The 22,229-nt window shown below is 63.6% G+C and carries 16 protein-coding genes and 1 riboswitch; of the genes, 7 read left to right on the forward strand and 9 right to left on the reverse strand.

Annotation, left to right across the window (positions count from 1 at the left end; translation table 11 throughout):
* Window positions 1-41 precede the first annotated feature (41 nt).
* From melA (OSH12_RS16025) to melA (OSH12_RS16050), 6 genes are all read right to left on the reverse strand, one after another.
* A complete protein-coding gene (gene melA / locus OSH12_RS16025; protein ID WP_266344594.1) occupies window positions 42-1,412 on the reverse strand; it encodes an alpha-glucosidase/alpha-galactosidase in 1,371 nt (456 codons plus the stop codon).
* Window positions 1,413-1,440: 28 nt separating this feature from the next.
* Window positions 1,441-3,111: an ABC transporter ATP-binding protein gene (locus OSH12_RS16030; RefSeq protein ID WP_266344595.1), complete on the reverse strand. Its 1,671-nt coding sequence runs from the start codon at window positions 3,109-3,111 to the stop codon at window positions 1,441-1,443.
* Between the two features lie 11 nt (window positions 3,112-3,122).
* Window positions 3,123-4,271: an ABC transporter permease gene (locus OSH12_RS16035; protein WP_266344596.1), complete on the reverse strand. Its 1,149-nt coding sequence runs from the start codon at window positions 4,269-4,271 to the stop codon at window positions 3,123-3,125.
* On the reverse strand, window positions 4,268-5,278 hold the full coding sequence (locus OSH12_RS16040; RefSeq protein WP_266344597.1) for an ABC transporter permease: 1,011 nt from the start codon (window positions 5,276-5,278) through the stop codon (window positions 4,268-4,270). Before OSH12_RS16040 ends, OSH12_RS16035 begins: the two co-directional genes overlap by 4 nt.
* 104 nt (window positions 5,279-5,382) lie before the next feature.
* The gene (locus tag OSH12_RS16045; RefSeq protein ID WP_266344598.1) at window positions 5,383-7,473 is read right to left on the reverse strand and encodes an ABC transporter substrate-binding protein; all 2,091 of its coding nucleotides are present in this window, start codon (window positions 7,471-7,473) and stop codon (window positions 5,383-5,385) included.
* Between the two features lie 164 nt (window positions 7,474-7,637).
* Window positions 7,638-9,113: an alpha-glucosidase/alpha-galactosidase gene (gene melA, locus OSH12_RS16050; RefSeq protein WP_266344599.1), complete on the reverse strand. Its 1,476-nt coding sequence runs from the start codon at window positions 9,111-9,113 to the stop codon at window positions 7,638-7,640.
* A 243-nt stretch (window positions 9,114-9,356) separates the two neighbouring features.
* Between melA (OSH12_RS16050) and OSH12_RS16055 the strand changes: the two genes are divergently transcribed.
* The 3 genes from OSH12_RS16055 to OSH12_RS16065 all read left to right on the forward strand — a co-directional run bounded on the left by OSH12_RS16055 (window position 9,357) and on the right by OSH12_RS16065 (window position 14,984).
* On the forward strand, window positions 9,357-10,229 hold the full coding sequence (locus tag OSH12_RS16055) for an AraC family transcriptional regulator (protein WP_380225359.1): 873 nt from the start codon (window positions 9,357-9,359) through the stop codon (window positions 10,227-10,229).
* 79 nt (window positions 10,230-10,308) lie between these two features.
* A riboswitch (cobalamin riboswitch) is annotated at window positions 10,309-10,520 on the forward strand.
* A 110-nt stretch (window positions 10,521-10,630) separates the two neighbouring features.
* Entirely contained in the window at window positions 10,631-13,576 is a 2,946-nt protein-coding gene (locus OSH12_RS16060) for a ribonucleoside-diphosphate reductase subunit alpha (RefSeq protein ID WP_266344601.1), read from the forward strand.
* Between the two features lie 274 nt (window positions 13,577-13,850).
* Entirely contained in the window at window positions 13,851-14,984 is a 1,134-nt protein-coding gene (locus OSH12_RS16065) for a ribonucleotide-diphosphate reductase subunit beta (protein WP_266344602.1), read from the forward strand.
* Between the two features lie 202 nt (window positions 14,985-15,186).
* Here OSH12_RS16065 and OSH12_RS16070 read toward each other — a convergent pair whose 3' ends face one another.
* Window positions 15,187-15,573, reverse strand: coding sequence for a winged helix-turn-helix transcriptional regulator (locus OSH12_RS16070; RefSeq protein ID WP_266344603.1), 387 nt, complete (start codon window positions 15,571-15,573; stop codon window positions 15,187-15,189).
* A gap of 127 nt (window positions 15,574-15,700) precedes the next feature.
* Between OSH12_RS16070 and OSH12_RS16075 the strand changes: the two genes are divergently transcribed.
* On the forward strand, window positions 15,701-16,540 hold the full coding sequence (locus OSH12_RS16075; RefSeq protein ID WP_266344604.1) for an SDR family oxidoreductase: 840 nt from the start codon (window positions 15,701-15,703) through the stop codon (window positions 16,538-16,540).
* A gap of 111 nt (window positions 16,541-16,651) precedes the next feature.
* On the opposite strand, the gene OSH12_RS16080 is transcribed toward OSH12_RS16075, so the two are convergent.
* Both OSH12_RS16080 and OSH12_RS16085 read right to left on the reverse strand, forming a co-directional pair.
* Window positions 16,652-17,278 carry a hypothetical protein gene (locus tag OSH12_RS16080; RefSeq protein ID WP_266344605.1) on the reverse strand — a complete coding sequence of 209 codons (627 nt, stop codon included), beginning with the start codon at window positions 17,276-17,278 and terminating at the stop codon, window positions 16,652-16,654.
* A gap of 159 nt (window positions 17,279-17,437) precedes the next feature.
* A complete protein-coding gene (locus tag OSH12_RS16085; protein WP_266344606.1) occupies window positions 17,438-18,916 on the reverse strand; it encodes a sensor domain-containing diguanylate cyclase in 1,479 nt (492 codons plus the stop codon).
* 466 nt (window positions 18,917-19,382) lie between these two features.
* Here OSH12_RS16085 and OSH12_RS16090 point away from each other — a divergent pair, with 466 nt between their 5' ends.
* The 3 genes from OSH12_RS16090 to OSH12_RS16100 all read left to right on the forward strand — a co-directional run bounded on the left by OSH12_RS16090 (window position 19,383) and on the right by OSH12_RS16100 (window position 22,194).
* The gene (locus tag OSH12_RS16090; RefSeq protein WP_266344607.1) at window positions 19,383-19,799 is read left to right on the forward strand and encodes a DUF3830 family protein; all 417 of its coding nucleotides are present in this window, start codon (window positions 19,383-19,385) and stop codon (window positions 19,797-19,799) included.
* A gap of 362 nt (window positions 19,800-20,161) precedes the next feature.
* On the forward strand, window positions 20,162-21,394 hold the full coding sequence (locus OSH12_RS16095; RefSeq protein ID WP_266344608.1) for an ROK family transcriptional regulator: 1,233 nt from the start codon (window positions 20,162-20,164) through the stop codon (window positions 21,392-21,394).
* Window positions 21,391-22,194 carry an ATP-binding cassette domain-containing protein gene (locus tag OSH12_RS16100; RefSeq protein ID WP_266344609.1) on the forward strand — a complete coding sequence of 268 codons (804 nt, stop codon included), beginning with the start codon at window positions 21,391-21,393 and terminating at the stop codon, window positions 22,192-22,194. Before OSH12_RS16095 ends, OSH12_RS16100 begins: the two co-directional genes overlap by 4 nt.
* Window positions 22,195-22,229: the final 35 nt, after the last annotated feature.

Consider the following 22,229-nt stretch of genomic DNA (forward strand, 5'->3'; position numbering starts at 1 on the left):
GGGGAGGGAGCAGACGACACGCCTTGTTCAATGCCGCCGGATCAGGCGACGCGCTGCTTGGCTTCGCCGCGCGCCCATTCGGGCAGCCATTCGCCATGGGCGGCCAGCAAATCGTCGACGAGGTGCCAGATCTGGTCGAGATCCAACTCGGCGGCGGTGTGCGGGTCCATCATCGCGGCGTGGTAGATGTGCTCGCGGTTCTGGGTCAGCAGCGCCTTCACCGTCAGTTCCTGCACGTTGATGTTGGTGCGCATCAGCGCCGTCAGCTGCGGCGGCAATTCGCCGATATAGGTCGGCTGGATGCCGGAGGCATCGACCAGGCAGGGCACTTCTGCCGCGCAATCGGCCGGCAGCGAGGTGATGCAGCCATTGTTGCGGACGTTGCCGTAGATCACCGAGGGTTCGCCGGTCCAGACCGAGTTGATGATCTCGGAGGCGTATTCCTTGCTCTGCGAGACTTCGATCCGGTCCGCGCTGCGATACTCGTCCGCCTGGCTCTTCCAGCGGGCGATCTGCTCGATGCAGCGCTTGGGATATTCGTCGAGCGGAATGCCGAACTTCTCGATCAGATCCTCACGGCCTTCCTTGATGAAGTAGGGCGTGTATTCGGCGAAGTGCTCGGAGCTTTCGGTGACGAAATAGCCGAGCCGGGTCAGCATCTCGTAGCGCACCTTGTTGGGGCAGCGCGGGTTCCAGCCGGGTTTTGGCGCACGGCCTTCGCGGTAGCCGCGGACGAGGTCCGGGTAGAGGTCGCGATAGGAGCCGTCCTTCTGGCGATGCTCGAATTTCAGATAGAACGCCATGTGGTTGATGCCGGCGGCGCGATAGCGGATTTCCTCGTAGGGAATGTCGAGGTCATGCGCCAGTTCCATCGCCGTACCCTGCACCGAATGGCAGAGGCCGACCTGGCGGATCGTCGGATATTTCGCCGTGATCGCCCAGGTGTTGATCGCCATCGGGTTGACGTATTGCAGCATGATCGCGTTGGGGCAGACGGCGAGAATGTCGTCGCAGATCTTCCAGAGATGCGGAACGGTCCGAAGCCCGCGCATAATTCCGCCGACGCCGAGCGTGTCGGCGATGGTCTGGCGCAGGCCGTAGCGCTTCGGCACCTCGAAATCGGTGATCGTGCAGGGGTCGTAGCCGCCGATCTGGAAAGCGACGACGACGAAATCGGCACCCTGGAGCGCCTTCTTCTGGTCGGTATAGGTCTCGACCTTCGCCTTCGCATCGAGGGTCGAGGCGATCTTGCGGACGACGATGGCGCTTTCTTCGAGGCGCTGCGGGTTGATGTCCATCAGCGCGATGGTGGCGCCCGAAAGCGCCGGGCGCTGCAGCACGTCGCCGACAATGTTCTTCATGAACACGGTCGAGCCGGCGCCGATGAAAGTGATCCTGGGATTGGCAGTCATGGAAGAAGCTCCGGGGGTAACAGAATATTCAGGCGGCTATTTCGAACGCCGCGCGGACGAGGCGGGCGGTGTATTCGCTTTGCGGACGGGTCAGCACCTCGCTGACCGGGCCCTGTTCGACAATCTTGCCGTGCTGCATGACGATGACGCGATGGCAGAGCGCCCGCACCACTTTCAAGTCATGCGAGATGAACAGGTAGGACAGGCCACGCTCGTCCTGCAGCTTGCGCAGCAGGTCGATGATCTGCGCCTGCACGGAGAGGTCGAGCGCCGAGGTCGGCTCGTCGAGCAGGATGAATTCCGGCTCCAGCGCGATGGCGCGGGCGATCGCGATGCGCTGGCGCTGACCGCCGGAGAATTCATGCGGGAAGCGCGACAGGATGGTGTCGGGCATGCCGGAATCGCGCAGGGCCTGGCGGACGCGCTCCAGCCGATCCTGGCGCGAGGAACCGATGTCGTTGACGATCAGGCCTTCCTCGATGATCTGGCCGATCGACATGCGCGGATTGAGCGACGAGAACGGATCCTGGAAGACGATCTGCATGCGCGAGCGCAGCGGCCGCATCGCCTTGCGGTCCTTGTCGTGGATCGGCTCGCCGTCAAAGACGATCTCGCCGGTCGAGTGCTGGATCAGCCGGATCAGCGCCTGGCCGAACGTCGTCTTGCCTGAACCGGATTCACCAACGATGCCAAGGGTTTCGTGGCGGCGCAATTCGAGGCTGAGATTGTCGCAGGCAAGCAGCTGGAAATAGTCGGGCTTGAACATGCCGCCGCGCTTCAGCGTGTAGGCGACGCGAACATTTCGGCCTTCCAGGATGACGGGTGTGCCCTCCGGCAGCGGGTTGGCGGCGCCCTTCGGCTCCGAGGCGAGCAGGTGGCGCGTATAGCTATGACGCGGGTTCTGGAACAGCGTCTCCGTGACGTTGTGTTCCTTCACCTCACCATGCTGCATCACATAGACATAGTCGGAGAACTGCCGGACGATGGTCAGGTCGTGGGTGATCAGGATCACCGCCATGCCGTAGCGCTTCTGCAGATCCTTGATCAGGTTGAGGATCTGCGCCTGCACGGTGACGTCGAGCGCTGTGGTCGGCTCGTCGGCGATCAGGATGTCGGGACGGTTGGCGAGCGCCATGGCGATCATGACGCGCTGGCGCTGGCCGCCGGAAAGCTGATGCGGATATTGCTTGATCCGCGCTTCCGGGTCCGGGATCTGCACTTCCTTCAAGAGTTCGAGCACCCTCGCGCGCGCGTCGGCTCGGGAGATCTTGCGGTTGTGGATGTGCAGCATCTCGGCGATCTGCTGGCCGATCGTATAGACCGGGTTCAGCGAGCTCATCGGCTCCTGGAAGATCATGGAGAAGCGGTTGCCGCGCAGCTTTCGTCTTTGCACGGGGTTGAAGGCAAGCACGTTCTTGCCCTCGAAGGTGATGCGCGAATCCTTGGCCACGGTGGCGCGCTTCGACAGGAGCCCCATGATCGTGCGTGCGGTCACGGACTTGCCGGAGCCGGATTCACCGACAATGGCGATGGTCTCGCCCTTGTGCAGCTGGAAGGAGACGTCGCGCACCGCCTCGACAGAGCCGCCCTCGACCTTGAAGGTGACGGCGACATTGCGGGCGTCGAGGATCAGTTCGCGACCATGCGCGTTCAGGTCGTAGCGCTCGTGCGGGGCGAATTCGTGTCTGGGCTCTGCCATGTTGATTCCGCCTAGTAGGGGTCGATCGCGTCGCGCAGACCGTCGCCGAGCGCGTTGAACGCGAAGACGGTGATCAGCACGAAGGCGACGGGGGAGAGGATCCACGGATAGGAGCCGATGACCGAGAAGGCGCCGGTATCCTGCAGCATCAGGCCCCAGGAAATCAGCGGCGGCTTGACGGCGAAGCCGAGGAAACCGAGGAAGGATTCCAGCAGCACGATGGTCGGGATCGCCAGCGTCACGCCGACGATGACGTGGCTCATGACGTTGGGCAGGATGTGGCGGAAGATGATCCGCCCGTCGCCGGCGCCGATCGCCATGGCGGCGCGGACATACTCAATTCTCGCCAGCGCCAGGGTCTTGCCGCGCACCTCTCGCGAAAGCTGCGCCCAGCCAAGGGCTGCCATCACGCCGATGACGAAGGCGATGAAGACATTGGAGGGCGCGGTGATCGGGATCAGCGAAGTCAGCGCCAGGTAGAGCGGTAATTGCGGGAAGGCCAGCACGAGCTCGACGAAGCGCTGCACCCAGGCGTCGATCTTGCCGCCCATATAGCCCGACGTGATGCCGATGGTGGTGCCGACCGTCGTCGTGATGAACACGACGATCAGCGCGATGGTGAGCGAGATCCTGGATCCGACGATCCCGCGCGAAAGAATGTCACGGCCGAACTTGTCGGTGCCGAGCAGGTGGATCGGCGCGCCGTCGCGCGAGCCGAACAAATGGATGTTGGACGGGATCAACCAGAGGATCTTGTAGTCGAAGCCGCGCACGAACAGGCTGAGTATGTGCGGATTTTGAAGGTCCGGGCCGTTCATCGGCTGGAACGTCACCGGGTCGAGCTCGTCCGTCTCGACGATCGGATAGATGCGCGGAATCAGGCTGAACGAGCCGTCCGGCGCGAAGAAGCTGATGTGGTCGGGCGGCGCGAAGCCGATGCCGTTGGCGCGCGGATCGACGGGGGCGACAAAATCCGCGAACAGCGCCATCAGCAGCAGGCCGATAACCATGATCAGGCCAATCATGCCCATGACCGAGCGACGGAAGCGGCGCCAGACGAGGGCGAAATAGCCTTCATTGCCTTGGGCAAAGCGGGCGTTGGGCACGGCCGGCGAGGCGGCGGGCGGCACGGAGATGGTCGTCTCTGTGGTGTCGGTCATGAATTGCCTCCGCCCAACCGGACGCGCGGATCGAGCAGCGCCAGCAGCATGTCGGCGATGATGTTGCCGATGATCAGGGTTGTCGCGAGCACCAGCATGAAGGTCGCGGTGACATAGACGTCGCCGACCGCCATCGAGCCGACAATGGCCGGGCCGACGGTGGCAAGCGCGAAGACGATCGCCACCTCGATCTCGCCGGTCAGCATGTAGGGCAGCACGACGCCCTGATACATGATGAGCGGATGCAGGGCATTCGGCACGGCATGGCGCAGGATCACCTGGGATTCCGGCAGCCCCTTGGCCCGCGCCGTCTCGACATACTGGGCGTTGAGCGTGTCGAGCAGGTTTCCGCGCATGACGCGCATGTTGTAGGCGAGGCCGCCGAAAGTCGCGATCGCGACCACCGGCCAGATATGCTTCACCAGGTCGACGAACTTGGCCCACGACCAGGGCGCGCCGCCATATTGCGGCGAGAAGAAGCTGCCGATTTCCTGCACGTTCAGTTTGAACGCCAGCAGGTAGACGATGATGATCGCGATCAAGAAGCGCGGCACCGTCATGCCGAGGAACGACACGAAGGAAAGCACCGAGTCGATCCAGCTGTACTGGCGCGTGGCGGCGATGATGCCGAACGTAATGCCGATGACCGATGCCAGGATATGGCAGACCAGCGCCAGCATCAGCGTGCGCGGCAGGCGCTCGGCCACCACCGTCGAGACGGGCTTGTTGTAGAAGAAGCTGTGGCCGAAATCGAAGCGGGAAATGATGCCCCAGATCCAGTTCAGATACTGGATGATCACGGGGTCGTTTAGGCCATGCGCCTGGCGGTAGGCCTCGGCCTGCGCCTCCGCGACGACGGCGGACGCGCCGCCCTGGTTCATGAGCTGGGCGCGGATGAAATCACCATAGTCGCCCGGCGGCGCCTGGATGATGGCGAAGGTGACGACGCTGAGAATGAACAGCACCGGGATCGCCGAGAGAATCCGCATTATCAGGAAGCGCAACATCGGGGCAACAGCTCCCTGTTTGGGTCCGAGGGGAACAAGGGGGCGGGCAGCCCGCCCCCTTGTCCGGATCGATGGAACGGATCGGGGCGTCAGCCCCTGACCGGTCAGCCCTTGGCTGGTCCACCCTTGTCGCCTGGCGCGCCGGGCAGCGTTTCCGGGAACAGTTCGTACTTGCCCTGCTTGTCGGCCGGCACGAACACACGCTCGCGGATGATGCTGTCTTCAGCCCAGTTGAACAGGTTGATCGGAACGCCCTTCGGGATGTTGGCGAAGCGCTTGTTGATGATCAGCGCACCGGGGTACTGGGTCAGGCCGATGCCGTAGACATTATCGGTGTAGAGCTTCTGGAATTGCTTCATCAGTTCCTTCTGCTCGGCAGCGTCCGGAGATGCGATGAACTTGTTGACGACATCGACAAGTTCTTTCTCGAACGGCAGCAGGTCGACCTGTCCATCTTCGCCGGCACGGTGGAACCAGCTGGTCTTCGGGCCGATCGGCGCGAGGTTGACGGTCTTCTGCACGACCGAGGTCAGATCTTCCTGGTTGCGGAAGATCATCCAGTCGAACTGGCCGCCCTGCTGCAGTGCGTCGCGCTGCTTGCCCTCGACCTGGTTGAGCAGGACGCGGATGCCGAGCGGCTCCATCATCGAGACGACGCCGTCGGCGAGGCTCTTGTCGGTCTGGTAGTCGGCATTGACGAGGAGGGTTACCTCGACATTCTTGCCGCCTGCCGTTCCGGCCGGGAAGTTGACGATGCCGTCGCCGTCCGTGTCCTTCAGGCCGGCCAGCGCCAGTTCAGCCTTGGCGCCTTCGAGGTCGAAGGGATAGTAGGCGGTCGAATCCTTGTCGTAATAGGTCGTGCCGGAATAGATGCCGCCCGGATAGATGGTCGTGAACGGACCCTTGACCAGCGACTCGCCGAGCCGCTTGCGATCCACCGCCGAGGTGATCGCCTTGCGGAAATGCTCGTTGCGGTTCAGTTCGCGCACGGCCTGGCCGCGCTCGTCCGGCTCGCCCCAGCCATTGGCCGAGAGGTTCGGATAGAGCGAATAGCCGATGATGCGCGGGCCGAATTCCAGTCGGGCCGGAGCATCGGCGCTGGCCGAGCGCTTCAGCGCCTCGACGAAGCTTTCCGGCTGTTCCAGGTTGGCGAAATCGCCCGATCCGGCCACGGCCTGGACGTCGCGGTCGGCCCATGTCGAGAGCTTGTAGTGCAGCTCGTTCAGGTAGGGCAGTTGGTTGCCGGCCTCGTCGACCTTCCAGTAGTAGGGATTGCGACGCATGACGATGATGTCGTCGGGGCGATACTCGACCGGCGCCCAGGCGCCCATCACCGGAATGTTCAGATATTCCGGCGGGAAGGCGTTCTTGTACTGCTCATAGGTGTTCTTCGAGTATTTCGGGTGCTGCGGCTTCAGGATATGCGCCGGGCCCGGACAGAACGTGCCATAGGCCATCTGGTAGAGATACTGCTTCGGGAACGCGTCCTTGAAGGTCCAGATCAGCGTGTAGTCGCCATCCGCCTTCAGGGTGGTGCCTTCACCGAATGAACCGGGCGCCGCGCCGTTCAGCGGCGTCACGTTCGGGTCGTTGACGTTGTCGTCCCAGTAGAACATCGCATCGGCGGTGGTGAACGGCTGGCCGTCCGACCATTTTGCGCCTTCGATCAGGTGCATGGTCAGGGTGTGGCCGTCTTCCGACCATTCCCAGCTCTTGGCCAGGTTCGGCAGCGGCTGCAGCTCATCCGCCTTGATCTGGAACAGCGGGCCCGAACGCGTCAGGCACTCGGAAAGGCCGATATCGATGCCGCCCCAGCCCTGCGTCTGGCCGGCGGAATAGTTCCAGCCCTCTGGCCGGCCGCCAATGACGTGGCGCATCGTGTCGCCATAGACGCCGAGGCCGTCGACCATGTTGCCCTGCTTGTAGACCATCGGCTCCTTGGGGAGACGGTCCTTGACGGCGGGCAGCTTGCCGCTGGCGACGAAGTTCTTCGTGACCCAATCGGGCTCGTGATAGTCGGGCAGTGCCTTGAATTCGAGAATGTCGGCCACGCCGACATAGTCGATCTTGCCCTGGGCGTCGAATTTCGGCGGCTCAGGCGGCGTGATTGGCGGCTTCGTCTGGGCCTGCGCGGCCAGAACGGAAACACTCAGGAGCAGGCTGGCTCCACCCAGAGCCAATGCGTACTTGTTCATAGTTCCTCCCTTTGAACGGCGCTGGCGCGACGCGCCGGCACCCTGTCATCCCTTTGCATTCCACAGCCGCATCCGCCGAGACGCCTTCCCAAGAGCGTGTCGATGTCTGCCGATCCGGCGCGGCGGCTCCTCCCGCCGCGCCGGATCCAGCTGTCAGGCTGCGGCTACTCTGCCGCTTCCGCCTTTTCCTTGGCCCGCTCGGCGCGGACAGTCTCGATGCCGCGAACCTCGCGCCGCGCCGCGCCCTGCCAGTCGCGCGTGGCGACGGTCTTGTTGGCAAGGCGCTCCTTCGCGCCGTCGATGGCGTGGGCGTATTGCGGCAGCCAGCGCGCCTGGGCGACGACCATCTCGTCGACCATCTGCCAGACCTCGTCCGGCGAGCAGATCGCGCCGACCAGCGGGTCATGCAGCACGGCGAGCTTCAAGAGGTCGAGATCGCCGGTAATGGCGGCCTTGACCGCCATGCGCTGGACATTGATCGACGCCATGCAGGTGGCGGCGCAGGCGTCGGGCAGCGTCACGCCGGCGACCATGTTGAGGCCGAAGCGGTCGATGAAGCCCGGCGTCTCGACGATGGCGTCTTCCGGCAGATTGGTGATCAGGCCATTATTCTTGACGTTGAAGTGGCCGCGATAGACGCGTCCGGTCTCCAGCGCCTCGATGATGTGGCTGGCATGCTCGTTCGAGCGCTTGGCCGGATCGAGCGGCTTGCCGGCGTCTTCCAGGAATTTCGGGAAGTCGGTCTCGAACCAGTTGCGGGTCTCGGTCGAGTGGCGGAGGTAGCCGCCGGTCTCGCCATGGATCCAGTTCGACATGTCGATCCAGCGGTTGATCTCTTCCGGCCGCTTCCGATACCAGGGCAGGTATTCCGACAGATGGCCGTTGCTCTCGGTCGAATAGAAGCCGAAGCGCTTCAGGACGTCGATGCGGACCTTTTCCTGCTGCGAGAAGACAGGGTGCGCCTCGAAGGCGGCGACCAGTTCGTCCTTGCCGATCTTGCGGCCGCGGAAGCGGATGTCGACATACCAGGTCTGGTGGTTGATGCCGGAGCAGATGAATTCGAGCTCGCTCTCATCCGTCGCGCCCAGCACTTCGGCGATCTGCTCGCCGCCATGCTGCACGCCGTGGCAAAGGCCGATCGTGTCGACCCCGCCATATTCGATCGCGGCCCAAGTGTTCATCGCCATCGGGTTGGCATAGTTCAGGAAGCGGGCGCCGGGCTCGGCGACTTCGCGGATATCCTTGCAGAAGTCGAGGATGACCGGGATGTTGCGCTGGCCATACAGGATGCCGCCGGCGCAGATCGTGTCGCCGACGCACTGATCGACGCCATATTTCAGAGGAATGCGAATGTCGTCGGCATAAGCCTCGAGGCCGCCGACGCGGACGCAGCTGATGACATAGCGCGCACCGGTCAGCGCTTCGCGCCGGTTGGTCGTCGCGGTGATCTTCGTCGGCAGCTTGTTCTCCGCGACCATGCGGTCGAGGATCTGCCGGACCATGGTGAGGTTGTGCTCGCTGATGTCGGTCAGCGCGAATTCGACCTCGCGCAGTTCCGGCACGGACAGGATGTCGGAGACCAGCTTCTTGGTGAAGCCGACGCTGCCGGCGCCGATGATGGCAATCTTGAAACTAGACATGGCGTTTCTGGTTTTCCTCGGAGGCGGTCGTCGCGCCAGCGGCGCGTTTCCTGGCAACGCGGCTCGATTCGGCACTTGGCAAAGCTACGGAATTGTCCCGATTTCGGCAGGGCTTTGGCAGTCTTGGGTGGTATTGGCTCATCCAGCTGCTCTTTTTCAGTCGCCCGTTCACTCGGCTCGACGCTAGTATGCGTAAGGTTCGGGCGCGAACCAGAGAGAATTTGTGCTTTCGTGGGTGATTTTATGCTCGATAAACTGGCCCTGCGTGCCCCCATCATGAAGACCGTATCGCTGCCTCGCGGCCGCCACCGGCTGCACACCATGCCGACCAGCACCGGCTATGAGGTGCGTGCCGATGCGAGCTACAGCTGGGACGGACGAAAGCGCGGCCAGACGCCGTTTACCGTGCTCCAGCATACGGTTTCCGGCTCCGGCAGCCTGCGCTATGACCGGCGCGACTATCGCGTTGGACCGGGCGAGACGATGCTGGTGATCGTCCCCCACAATCACCGCTATTCGGTCGAGCCGGGCACCCCATGGGAGTTTTTCTGGATCTCGATGAACGGGCAGGAAGCCTTGCGCATCCATCGTCAGATCCTGGAGGCGACAGGACCGATTTTGCGGCTGCGGCCCGACACGATCGATCATCTCGCCGATTGCAGCCTGCGCTTGATAGACGGCGGCGGCGAGACGCCGGGGGCCGCCTCGGCCGTCGCCTATGAGGCGGCGATGGCGCTCTATGATGACGTGTTCGGCTCGCACGGCGCGTCGCTCGCCGATAATGGCGTCATCCAGCGCGTCGTCGAACACATCCTGGCCAATCTCGACAAGTCGCTCTCCGTGGCTGAACTCGCCGAATTCTCCGGTTTCAGCCGGGCGCATTTTTCCCGGATGTTCGCGGCCAGCGAGGGCATGCCGCCGGCCGAATTCGTGCTGCAGGAGCGGATGCGTCGCGCCGCGCGCCTGCTCGCGGGACAGCAGGTGCTGTCGGTCAAGGAGGTGGCGGTGCTGTCCGGCTTCGACGATTCGAACTATTTCGCCAAGGTGTTTCGCCGCTTTTTCGGCACCAGCCCGACCGAGTTCCGCACGACCGGCATGTACGCCAGTGCGTCGTGAGGGACACACAAGCTGTTGTGTCGAAGCCACGAGCTGTGAGTCTTTGTGTCAAGATGTTGACGGAAGCGGCGCATAGGCGTCTACATCTGCGTGTCGAGGTTCTTCTGAGTCGCAAGGCTCAGGGCTAAGAGGGAATGCCGGGACGCCCCAAAAAGGCGAAGCCGGAGCTGCCCCCGCAACTGTGAACGGCGAGTTTCTGTCCGGAGAGACCACTGGGACCGCAAGGTCCTGGGAAGGTGGGCAGAGCGACGACCCGTGAGCCAGGAAACCTGCTTCGACAGAATGAATGAATCCTCGGGCGGGGTGTCCCGGTGGAGCGCTGGTTTCGTGCGGCCTTTTTTCGAGGGCCGCCGATTCTGTTCGCTTCGCTCGGCCTCCCAACACATTTTGGGCTGAAGCCGATGACACAGACGATTGATCAAGACCGTAGCGCGCCGGTCGCCTCCCATCCTTCGCTTTCGCCGGCTCCTGTAGCGTCCAAGGCGTCTGCCGCCGCCGCGACGCCCGCCTTTCACGTCATCCGCCGCAATGGCACGGTCTCCGGCTTCGACGCCGGCAAGATCGCCGTCGCGCTGACCAAGGCGTTTCTCGCCGTCGAGGGCAACAGCGCCGCCGCCTCGCGCCGCGTGCACGAGATCGTCGACGACCTGACCGGCCAGATCGTCAGCGCCCTGACGCGCCGCGTCGGCTCCGATCGCGCGCTCCACATCGAGGACGTGCAGGACCAGGTCGAACTGGCGCTGATGCGCGGCGAGCACCACAAGATTGCCCGCGCCTATGTGCTTTATCGCGAGGAGCGTTCGCGCGCGCGCCGTACGGCCGAAGCAGTTGCCCCGGTCAGCGCCCCGGCGCTGCAGGTGCGCGGCGTCGACGGCGTTCTGCGTCCGCTCGACGAGCGCCGGCTGCAACTCGTCGTTGACGAGGCCTGTGCGGGCCTCGCGGATGTCGACGCGGCCGCCATCCTCTCCGAGACGCGCCGCAACCTCTATGACGGCATCTCGCTGGCCGAACTGGCGCTGGCGCCGGTGATGGCCGCTCGCACACTGGTCGAGAGCGAGCCGAACTACGCCTTTGTCAGCGCCCGCCTGCTGCTCGACATGCTGCGCGCCGAGGCTGTCTCCTTCGTGCAGGGCATCGCCGTCCAGCCGACCCAGAGCGAGATGGCCGAGCGCTATGCCGACTATTTCCCGGCCTTCATCCGCGTTGGCATCGAGCATGAGCTGATCGACCCGGAAATGGGCCGCTACGATCTCGCCCGGCTCGCCGCTGCGTTGAAGCCGGAGCGGGATTTGAACTTCCAGTTCCTCGGCCTGCAGACCCTCTACGACCGCTATTTCCTGCAGACGCGCGGCACCCGCATCGAGCTGCCGCAGGCCTTTTTCATGCGCGTCGCCATGGGCCTCGCCACGCGAGAGATCGATCGCGAGGCTCGGGCGATCGAGTTCTACAATCTACTTTCGTCCTTCGACTTCATGGCCTCGACGCCGACGCTGTTCAATTCCGGCACGCTGCGGCCGCAGCTTTCCTCCTGCTTCCTGACCACCGTTCCCGACGATCTCGAAGGCATCTTCAAGTCGGTGAAGGACAATGCGCTGCTGGCAAAGTATTCCGGCGGACTTGGCAATGACTGGTCGCGCGTGCGTGGCCTCGGCGCCCATATCAAGGGCACGAATGGCGAGAGCCAGGGCGTGGTGCCATTCCTGAAGGTCGCCAACGATACGGCGATCGCCGTCAACCAGGGCGGCAAGCGCAAGGGCGCCGTCTGCGCCTATCTCGAGACCTGGCATGTCGATATCGAGGAATTCCTCGATCTGCGCAAGAACACCGGCGACGACCGCCGCCGCACGCATGACATGAACACGGCCAACTGGGTGCCGGACCTGTTCATGCAGCGCGTCGCCGAGGATGGTGTGTGGACGCTGTTCTCGCCCGACGAGGCGCCGGATCTGCACGATCTCTACGGCCCCGCCTTCAAGATCGCCTATGAGGGCTATGAGGCGAAGGCCAAGCGCGGCGAACTGCGCGTTCACAAGGAGGTCAAGGCGACCGATCTCTGGCGCCGCATGCTGACCATGCTGTTCGAGACCGGACATCCGTGGATCACCTTCAAGGATCCCTGCAACATCCGCTCGCCGCAGCGTCATGCCGGCGTCGTGCATTCGTCGAATCTCTGCACCGAGATCACGCTGAATACGTCGAATGACGAGGTTGCCGTCTGCAATCTCGGCTCGATCAACCTGGCCCATCACGTCGTCGCCGATGGCCTCGATCTCGACCGGCTTGCCCGCACCATCCGCACGGCGATGCGGATGCTCGACAACGTCATCGACATCAATTTCTACACCATCCCCGAGGCGCGCCGCTCCAATTTGCGCCACCGTCCGGTCGGCCTCGGCCTGATGGGCTTCCAGGACGCGCTGCAGGCTTTGCGCATTCCCTATGCGTCGGACGCGGCCGTGCGCTTCGCCGACGAGAGCATGGAAGCGATCTCCTTCCACACCATCTCGGCCTCGACCGATCTCGCCGCCGAGCGCGGCCGCTATCCGAGCTTTGACGGTTCGCTCTGGTCGCAGGGCATTCTGCCGATCGACTCGGTCGAACTCCTCGCCGAAGCCCGTGGCGGCCTCGATCTCGACCGCTCGACGGTGCTCGACTGGGAAGCGCTGCGCGAGCGGGTCAAGACCGTCGGGATGCGCAATTCCAACACCATGGCGATCGCGCCAACGGCGACGATCTCCAACATCTGCGGCGTCGCGCAGTCGATCGAGCCGGCCTACCAGAACCTGTTCGTCAAATCGAACATGTCGGGCGACTTCACCGTCGTGAACGCGGCGCTGGTGCACGACCTGAAGGCGCGTGGCCTCTGGGACGAGGTGATGGTGTCGGACCTGAAGTACTTTGATGGCAGCATCGGCCCGATCGACCGCATCCCGGACGACCTGAAGGCGCTCTATGCGACCGCCTTCGAGATCGACTCGTCCTGGCTGATCGAGGCGGCGGCGCGGCGGCAGAAGTGGATCGACCAGGCGCAGTCGCTCAACCTCTACATCGCCAATCCCTCGGGCAAGAAGCTGGACACGCTGTATCGACTGGCCTGGCAGCGCGGCCTGAAGACGACCTATTACCTGCGTTCGCGCTCGGCCACCCATGTCGAGAAGTCGACGCTGAAGGGAACGGACGGCAAGTTGAACGCGGTCTCGGCCGTGATGGCCACCGCGCCGGCAGCCGCCGCGCCGATCGTCATCCCGGCCGCGAAGCTGGCGCCGGAACCGATCAACATCCCGATCGGCGAAGCCTGGGGCCAGGCTTGTTCCATCGACGATCCGGAATGCGAAGCCTGCCAGTAGGGGCGGTACGCAAACAAGACCCTCACCCAACCCTCACCCAACCCTCTCCCGCAAGCGGGCGAGGGCTTTTCGGCCGGCGCCGAGGAGAGGCTCGGCCGCCCCCTCTACCGCTTGCGGGAGAGGGCTGGGGTGAGGGGCTTTTCCGCCTCTCCGTATGGTTCCCTAAACCCTCACCCGCCGCACTTCGTGCGTCGAGCTCTCCCTCAGGGAGAGGTGAGGAATTCTCCCGCCGCGCGCCTTTGTGCCGGGCAGCAAAAATTCAAAGGAGTTGACCATGCTCGATTGGTCCGAACCCAAGTCCGCTGCCGTTTCCGGCGCGCCGCTCGCCCCTGTCGGCAATGATCTACCGGTCGCCGACGCCACCGGCCTCGGCTCGATCGACCGGGCCGGCGGCCGCGTCTCCGTCGACGACAAGGCGATGATCAATTGCCGCGCCGACGTGAACCAGCTGTTGCCGCTCAAATATCGCTGGGCCTGGGAGAAGTATCTCGCCGGCTGCAACAACCACTGGATGCCGACCGAGGTCTCGATGCAGGCCGATATCGCGCTCTGGAAGTCGAAGGACGGGCTGACCGAGGACGAGCGCCGCGCCATCAAGCGCAATCTCGGCTTCTTTGCCGCCTCAGAGTCTCTGGTTGCCAACAACATCGTGCTGGCGATCTATCGCCACCTGACCAATCCGGAATGCCGGCAGTATCTGCTGCGCCAGGCGTTCGAGGAGGCGGTACACACGCACACCTTCCAGTACATCGTCGAAAGCCTCGGCCTCGACGAGGGCGAGCTGTTCAACATGTACCGGGAAGTGCCGTCGATCACCGACAAGGCGGCCTGGGCGCTGAAGCACACCCAGCATCTCGACGATCCCGACTTCAAGACCGGTACGCCCGAAACCGACCAGTCGTTTTTGCGCGATCTCGTCGCCTTCTACGTCATCTTCGAGGGCATGTGGTTCTACACCGGCTTTGCGCAGATCCTGTCGCTCGGTCGTCGCAACAAGATGGTCGGCATCGCCGAGCAGTATCAGTACATTCTTCGCGACGAGAGCATCCACCTGAACTTCGGCATCGACGTCATCAACCAGATCAAGGTGGAAAACCCGCATCTCTGGACGGCTTCGTTCCAGGATGAGCTGCGCTCGATGATCCGCGAAGCGGCCGAACTGGAGGCCGCCTACAGCCTCGACACGATGCCGCGCGGCTTCCTCGGCCTGAATGCAGCGCTTTGCGCAAGCTACATGCACTTCATCGCCAACCGCCGTTGCGCCCAGCTTGGTTTAGCGCCGGTGTTCCCGGAGACGGAGAATCCGTTCCCGTGGATGTCGGAGGCGATGGATCTGAAGAAGGAGAAGAACTTCTTCGAGACGCGCGTCATCGAATACCAGAACGGCGGCGCGCTCGCCTGGGATTGAGCCGGTTCGCGGTGCGTTGCTCTCTTACCTCTCCCTGAGGGAGAGGTCGGAGCGAAGCTCCGGGTGAGGGTTTACGCCCTCTCCGGATGGGTCCCTAAACCCTCACCCGCCGGCCTCGGGCCGTCGACCTCTCCCTCAGGGAGAGGTGAGGGAAGGGCGTTTTTGACCTCCTTCAAGGGGGAGGTTCAAGGCAAGAAGGCGGTCAGCGCAACTCCGCCGCCGCGTCATACGTCTTCTGCGCCGTCAGCACGGCGTCCATGTTGCGCTCGGCCCAATGGGCCAGTGTCGCCACGGTTTCGGTCAGGGTCTGGCCCAGCGGCGTCAGCGCGTATTCGACGGTCACCGGCACCGTCGGATAGACGGTGCGCGAGACAAGCCCGTCGCGCTCCAGCTTCTTCAGCGTCTGCGATAGCACCTTCTGAGAGATGCCCTTGATGTCGCGCCGGATGTGGTTGAAGCGCACCGGTTCGCCGCGCAGCCGGTCGAGGATCAGCAGCGCCCATTTGTCGGCGATCCGGTCCAGCACCAGCCGGGTCGGACAGCGGTCTTCATAGACGTCATAGGCGCGCTGCAGCGTCGTCGTTTCCATGTGTCTCTCCGGCCTCCGGTATCCCGAAGGAAACCATGTGAGCAAAAGGTGCTCTCTTTTGTCCCGTCTCGATCGGCAGTATGTAGCAAATCGAAACAAGGTTTCCAAACGAAACTAGGATAAAGAGATGACGAACAAGATCCTCGTGCTCGGCGCGACCGGCAATGTCGGTGCGCCTCTGGTCAAGGCGCTGGTGGCGAAGGGCGAGGCGGTCAAGGCCGCGTCGCGTTCCGGCAAGCCGGTGGAAGGCGCCGAGGGCGTCGTGTTCGACATTGCCGACCCCTCGACCTTTGCCGCCGCCTTTGACGGCGTCAATCGCGTCTATCTGATGCTGCCGGCCGGCCATGTGCAGGTAACGGAACTGCTGCTGCCGGTGGTCGAGGCCGCCGTCTCGCGTGGCGTCAAGATCGTGTTCCAGAGCGTGTTCGGCGTCGATGCCGACGATTCCATTCCCTATCGCCAGGTCGAGATCGCCATCGAGAAATCAGGCGTTCCCTATGTTATCCTGCGGCCGAACTGGTTCTCCGACAATTTCCACACCTACTGGAAGGCCGGTCTCGACCATGGTGTGATCGCGGTGCCGGCGGCGGACGGCAAGTCGAGCTTCATCGACGTGCGCGACATCGCGGCGAGCGCGGCTGCGGCGCTGACGACCGACCGTTTCGACGGCCGCGCCTTCAACCTCACCGGCCCCGAGGCGCTCGGCTACGCCGATGCGGCGACGATTCTTGCCGGCGTGGTCGGCAAGCCGGTCGCCTACCAGCCGGTCGAGGATGACGCATTCATCGCCATCCTGACAGGCGCCGGCGTGCCGGCCGATTATGCCGGCATGCTGACCTCGATCTTCTATCCGGTCCGTCAGGGCTGGACGGCCGCGCCGACCGGCGATGTCGAGACGCTGACCGGCACCGCGCCGCGTTCGGTCGCGACCTATGCCGCCGACAATGCCGCGGCGCTGGCCGCCTGAACGATCGCAAGAAGAGGGCCGGCAGCCTGGCTGCCGGCTTCCCTTGCCGACAGGTCCCTGTGATGAACCGGCGGCACGCCGCGCCGCCGGTTCATGACATTCTGTCTGGAATCAGAGCTTCAACAGCGGGTCGGGCTGGTCCGTGCTGAACGGAACTTCGTCGACGCCCCAGTTGCGGTGGACGACGTGGACATGCGCGTCGCGGCCGCCATTCTGGGTCAGGATCTCGAGGATCTTTGCGTCGTCCTTGCTGTCGGGCGCATGCACCCAGAGCAGCAGGCCGCCATTGGCCAGTTGCTGGCGGATGGCTTCGGCATGCTTGCGGCCGAAGATGCGCGAAAGCACGAAACCGACCGAGCCGGTCGCGAAGGCGCCGCCAACGGTGACCGCCAGCGTCGGGATCAGAGCCAGTCCGACCGTGCCGGCGACGAGCGCCGCGCCGAGGCCGGTGACCAGCGCCGGGCCGCCGGTGAGCGCTGCCAGGCCTTCCGTGCGCGAATCCTGCGTGACATAGGCGGCGCGGGCGGCATCGTCCTTGTCTTCCAGCGCTGTCGTCGGGTTGGACGAGGACAGCTTTTCGGAAGGCGCCAGAACGCTGAGGTCTTCTTGGCGGAGGCCATATTGCATCAGCGCATCGACGGCGGCGTTGAGGGCTGCTTCGCTGTCGAAGACAGCGACTGCTTCACGCTCCTGGTAGCCGACTTTGCCGTCTCGAACGTCCTGGCCAGATTGGGTCATCTTGCTTTCCTGATCCTGCTGGCGCTCGTCACGCCATCCATCGGTTGCAGCGTCGCATCCTGCACTATCCTACAGGGACAGATCTTTGCAACGCTGTGTCGGAAAGCTCGATGCGGTCTTCTTTCCACAACGGACTCGGTCCCCTCGCGTCGGGGCCGACTACTGGCCAGCTTCCTGAAGGGCCACTTCACGGCGTCTTTCCAAGGGTGTCAGCCCGTAGTGCCGATGCTTTTCCTCGTACATGCGTGCGTCGGCGCGCTTGACGACTTCTTCCAGGGGTTCGCCCGGCGCGCCCGTCGCAGCGCCGATCGACAGGCTCAGGCTGGTGCTGGAATAGAACTGGTTGTTGAGCTCGACGAGGCGACGAACGTCTTCGATCGTCTTTTCTGCGCCAATCTCGTCGGCGCCGGGCAAGAGGATGGCGAACTCATCGCCGCCGATTCTCGCCGCATGCGCCGGCACCGTCGTCAGCTTGCCCAGCACCTCGCCGGCTCGGCGCAGCAACTCGTCGCCTGCGGCGTGGCCCCATTGATCGTTGGCCGCCTTCAGGCCGTTCAGGTCGATGACGATGACCGAGAGCGGGGCCGGGCCGTTGCGGCGCAGGCGGTTCAGTTCATCGACGAAGAAGGAGCGGTTGTAGAGCTTGGTCAGGACATCATGCTTGCCGAGGAACTCCAGATAGGCCTCGGCCGCCTTGCGGGCGGTGATATCGGTCAGCGCCACCTGCACGAGTGACCAGTCGTGTTCATGGCCGGGCAGGACGGAGAATTGCAGGTGCAGATGCAACTCCCGGCCGTCGAGCGTGTAGTTGAGCACTTCGCGCTGCTGAAACAGCTTGCCGTCCCACAGATCAATCAACTGCTCCCGGAACGGTCGGTTCATGCCGTCCCGGAAAACATCGCCGAGATTCAACAGGAGCGTGGGGAGATCCGGGGCGCTGAATAGCTGCAGCGTATGACGGTTGACGTCGATCACCCGGATTTCGCTCATGCAGCGCGTGACGAATTCCGGATGCACATCGGTGAAGACGCGGAAATCGAGGATACCCTTTTGGCGGATCTCGTCGATCAGGCGTTTGACGCTGGAAAAATCCTCGACCCAGAGCGAGACGGGGGAATGGTGAAATAGTCCGCGCGCATATTCCTCGCTGGTCGCGAGGCTGCGACGCGCGGTCTCGCGTTCCGTCACATCCTCGATCGCCACCAGGACGCGTTCCCAGTTGGCCTCATAGCCGGGCACGATCGTGCCCTTGAGCTGGATGTCGAGGCGCTTGCCGCTCAGCGTGTAGTTGACGGTGTGGCTGGTAAACTGCGTATGGCCATTCCAGAGCTGCACCAGTTCGTCGACATGGGCATGCAGCATGTCATCGCGGAATACACGTCCGAGATTGGCCTCGAGTTCTTCCAAACTCGCGGCCTCCAGCAAGGAGAGTGTCTTCTGGTTGACCTTCAGCACGCGCAGGCGGCTTGAGCAGATTTTTACCCGCGAAAGATCTTCGCGCAGATAGGCGCCGAGGTCGGAGACACCGGCCGCTCGCCACTCATCGAACAGGCTCTTCAGTGCGCTATAGTCTTCTTCCCACAACGAGACGGGCGCGATGTCAAACATCTTGCCGTCCGTGTTCGGCTCACCCAGCATTCGCATATCCGGTCGGTTTATGGGGTTGCAGCCAACAAGGGGCACTCGTTGGTTTTCCCATGGCGGCAATCGATATTACGCTACGGCACATCTCGTTGAGATACTCTAAATGTTCCATTTTCGCGAGAAGGAATATGGGTATCCTTACGAGCAGGCGTCCTAGCGTCCAACACGCTTCAGCGCAATGGAGCCGATGCTGGTGGAGAGATCCAGCCCCTTTCGGCTGGAGGTCGAAATTAGTTGCACAGAACGTCGCCAATCGAAGTCGCGAAAGCCATCTTGCCGAAGCCAATCTTGGAGCAGGCGCTCAGGGCGGACCTCGTGCTAGGTGTGAGGTCACGGAAATCGGCGGATGGCTGTTGGTTCCGGCAGGATCCACGGCGAAGGCAGCGATCCATCCCGGCAGGGTGGTGATGCGGCGTCCGTCGACGACTGGAAAAGTGAGAAACGAGAAAGACGAGATCGAATGACCAAAGTGAAAATCACCGCCGGCCCGTTCACCTTCTACGGCAAGTTCGAGGAAGAACTGGCGCCGAAGACCTGCGCTGTCTTCAAGACGCTGCTGCCGTATCGCGAGAAGCTCATTCACGTTCGCTGGAGCGGTGAAGGCTGCTGGATCCCGCTTGGCGACCTCGATCTCGGCCTCGGCTACGAGAACAACACCAGCCACCCGGCTCCCGGCGAGTTCATTCTCTATCCCGGCGGCATCAGCGAGACGGAAATCCTGCTCGCCTATGGCGGCGTCGATTTCTCGTCGAAGGTCGGCCAGCTCTCGGGCAACCATTTCCTGACCATCACCGAAGGCCGCGAAAACCTCGTCGCGCTCGGCAAGCTCACCCTCTGGAAGGGTGCGCAGGACATCCTCATCGAACTCGCCGACTGATCCGTTCAGAACGCGACCGAGACGTCCGCCCCGGCGCCGCACACGATGCGCGCCGGGGCATTTTTTTGCCGTCGCGACACTCGCAGTTCACAGGTTGCGCACAGCCTGTCCCAAGCTTTTCCCAAATGTTCCCCTCGGCTTTTCCCAAGCCTATCCCCAGGCTTTTCCTCCGCCTCTCCACAGGAACATCCCGGGCTTTTGCACCGGCTTTCCACAGCTCGCGCACAGGGTTTTCCGGCTGTTTTCGGCCGCTTGTGCACAGGCCTTGCCGCGTCGCTTCGTCCGTGTCGCGCTATTCCATAAATCCATTTGACTTAATAAATGCGCGGCCTAACGTAGGGGTACCGAGGACTGGAGCGACGATGGCGCTGCGCGGCACGAACCAAGAGTTTGGTCGACCCTACAACCGGCGGATTGTCCTCGAGACGATCCGGCTGGAAGCGCCCATTGCTCGCGGCGACATCGCACGGCAGGTCGGACTGACCGTCCAGACCGTCTCCACGATCATCCGCGAACTGGAACTGCAGGGCTTCGTCATGGGCGTCCGCGAGGCGCCGAAGGGCAGGGGCCTGCCGCGCACCAATCTGACCCTCAACCCCGAAGGTGGCTTTGCCATCGGCCTGCATGTGACGCCGATCGGCGTCTCGGCGGCGCTGGTCAATCTGGCCGGCAAGATCGTCGGCACCCGGCATCATCCGATGGCGCGCGTGTCGCCCGAGGCTACCTTTCCCGTCTTCCAGGCCCTGATCGCCGAAATGCAGGCGCTGCGCCCGAAGGGGCGGATGCTGGGCATCGGCGTCGCCATGCCCGGTCCGAGCGACGTCGATTCAATGAGTTTCGTCGGGCCGACCACGCTTGAGGGCTGGAAGGGTGTTCCTGTTCGCGACCGTCTGGCCGAGGCTCATGTCCTGCCCGTCTTCGCCGGCGCCGAACTGGGCGCCGTGGCGCTGGGCGAGCGGCTCTATGGCGTCGGGCGCGAGTTCCGGAGCTTCTATTACATCTATTTCGGCGTCGGCCTTGGCGGCGCGGCGGTGCAGGACGGAACGGTGCAGCGCGGCGCGCATGGCAATGCGGGCGAGATCGGCCATCTGCCGCTGGTCCCCGGCGGCGATCCGTGCCCGTGCGGCAATCGTGGTTGCCTGGAGCGCTATGTCTCGCGCGATGCGCTCGATCGTCGGCTCAAGGCAGTCGATCCGAACGCCACCATAGAGACGGCGCTTACCGACCATGCCGGCGTTGTCGATGCGTGGATCGATGAGGCGGCGCCCGTGCTGCGTTCGGCGATCGCCACAATCGAAAATCTCTATGATCCCGAGACGATCGTGATTGGCGGCCTGGCCTCCGATGCGTTGCTCGAACGGCTGCTCGCCGCGACCGAGCCACTGATGCATTCGGTGGCCGAGCGCAGCGGCCGCACGACGCCGCGCCTGACCCTCTCCAGCGACGGCCAGGATGCGGTTCTGCGCGGCGCGGCGGCGCTGGCGATTTCAGGGGCCCTGTCGCCCCGTTTCGGTCTCCTCTTCGCCGGCGAGGAGGAGCGGGCCGAGCGCGATCCGATCATGACCGGCCCGTCCAGGAAAGAGGTAGCTGCATGACCACCGAAGCCCCGCTGCTGCGGCTCGAACATATTACGCGGAGCTTTGGCGCCATTCAGGCGCTTCGCGATATCAGCTTCGAAATGGCGCGCGGCGAAGTCGTGGCGCTGCTCGGCGACAATGGCGCCGGCAAGTCGACGCTGGTGAAGATCATTTCGGGCGGTCTTGAGCCAAGTTCCGGCAAGGTGATCTATGACGGCGAAGAGCGCCACTTCACCTCGCCCGCCGACGGCAAGGCGGCCGGCATCGAGACGGTCTACCAGGACCTGTCGCTCTGCACGAATGTCGACGTCGTGGCGAATTTCTTCATGGGCCGGGAGATCGTGAAGAAATACTTTGGCGTGCCGGTGTTGCAGGAAAAGGCGATGGAAGAAGTCGTCGCCAAGGCGATGGCCGCCGCCGGCACCAAGATCCCGTCGCTACGCACCAATGTCGAGCATCTCTCCGGCGGCCAGCGCCAGGCGATCGAGCTGAACCGCTTCGTCCATTGGGGCGGCAAGCTGGTGTTGCTCGACGAACCGTTCGCGGCGCTCGGCGTCGAACAGACGCGACGTGGCCTCGACCTGATCCGCCGCATTGCCGACCAGGGCATCGGCGTCGTCTTCATCACTCACATCATGAGCCAAGCCTTCCAGGTCGCCGACCGCATGGTCGTGATCCGGCAAGGCACGGTGGCCGGTGATGTCCGCACGGCGGAAACCTCGCCGGACGAGATCGTGCAACTGATTACGGGCGAGGCATTGGGCGGCCGCGCGCGGAACGTCGACCAGAGCAAAGGTCAAGCCCAGCCAGCGGGATAGGGCCGTCCAAAAGGCCCGGCCGCACTTCCAGACTG

The sequence above is a fragment of the Kaistia terrae genome, from assembly GCF_026344005.1.
GTDB classification, from domain to species: Bacteria; Pseudomonadota; Alphaproteobacteria; order Rhizobiales; family Kaistiaceae; genus Kaistia; species Kaistia terrae.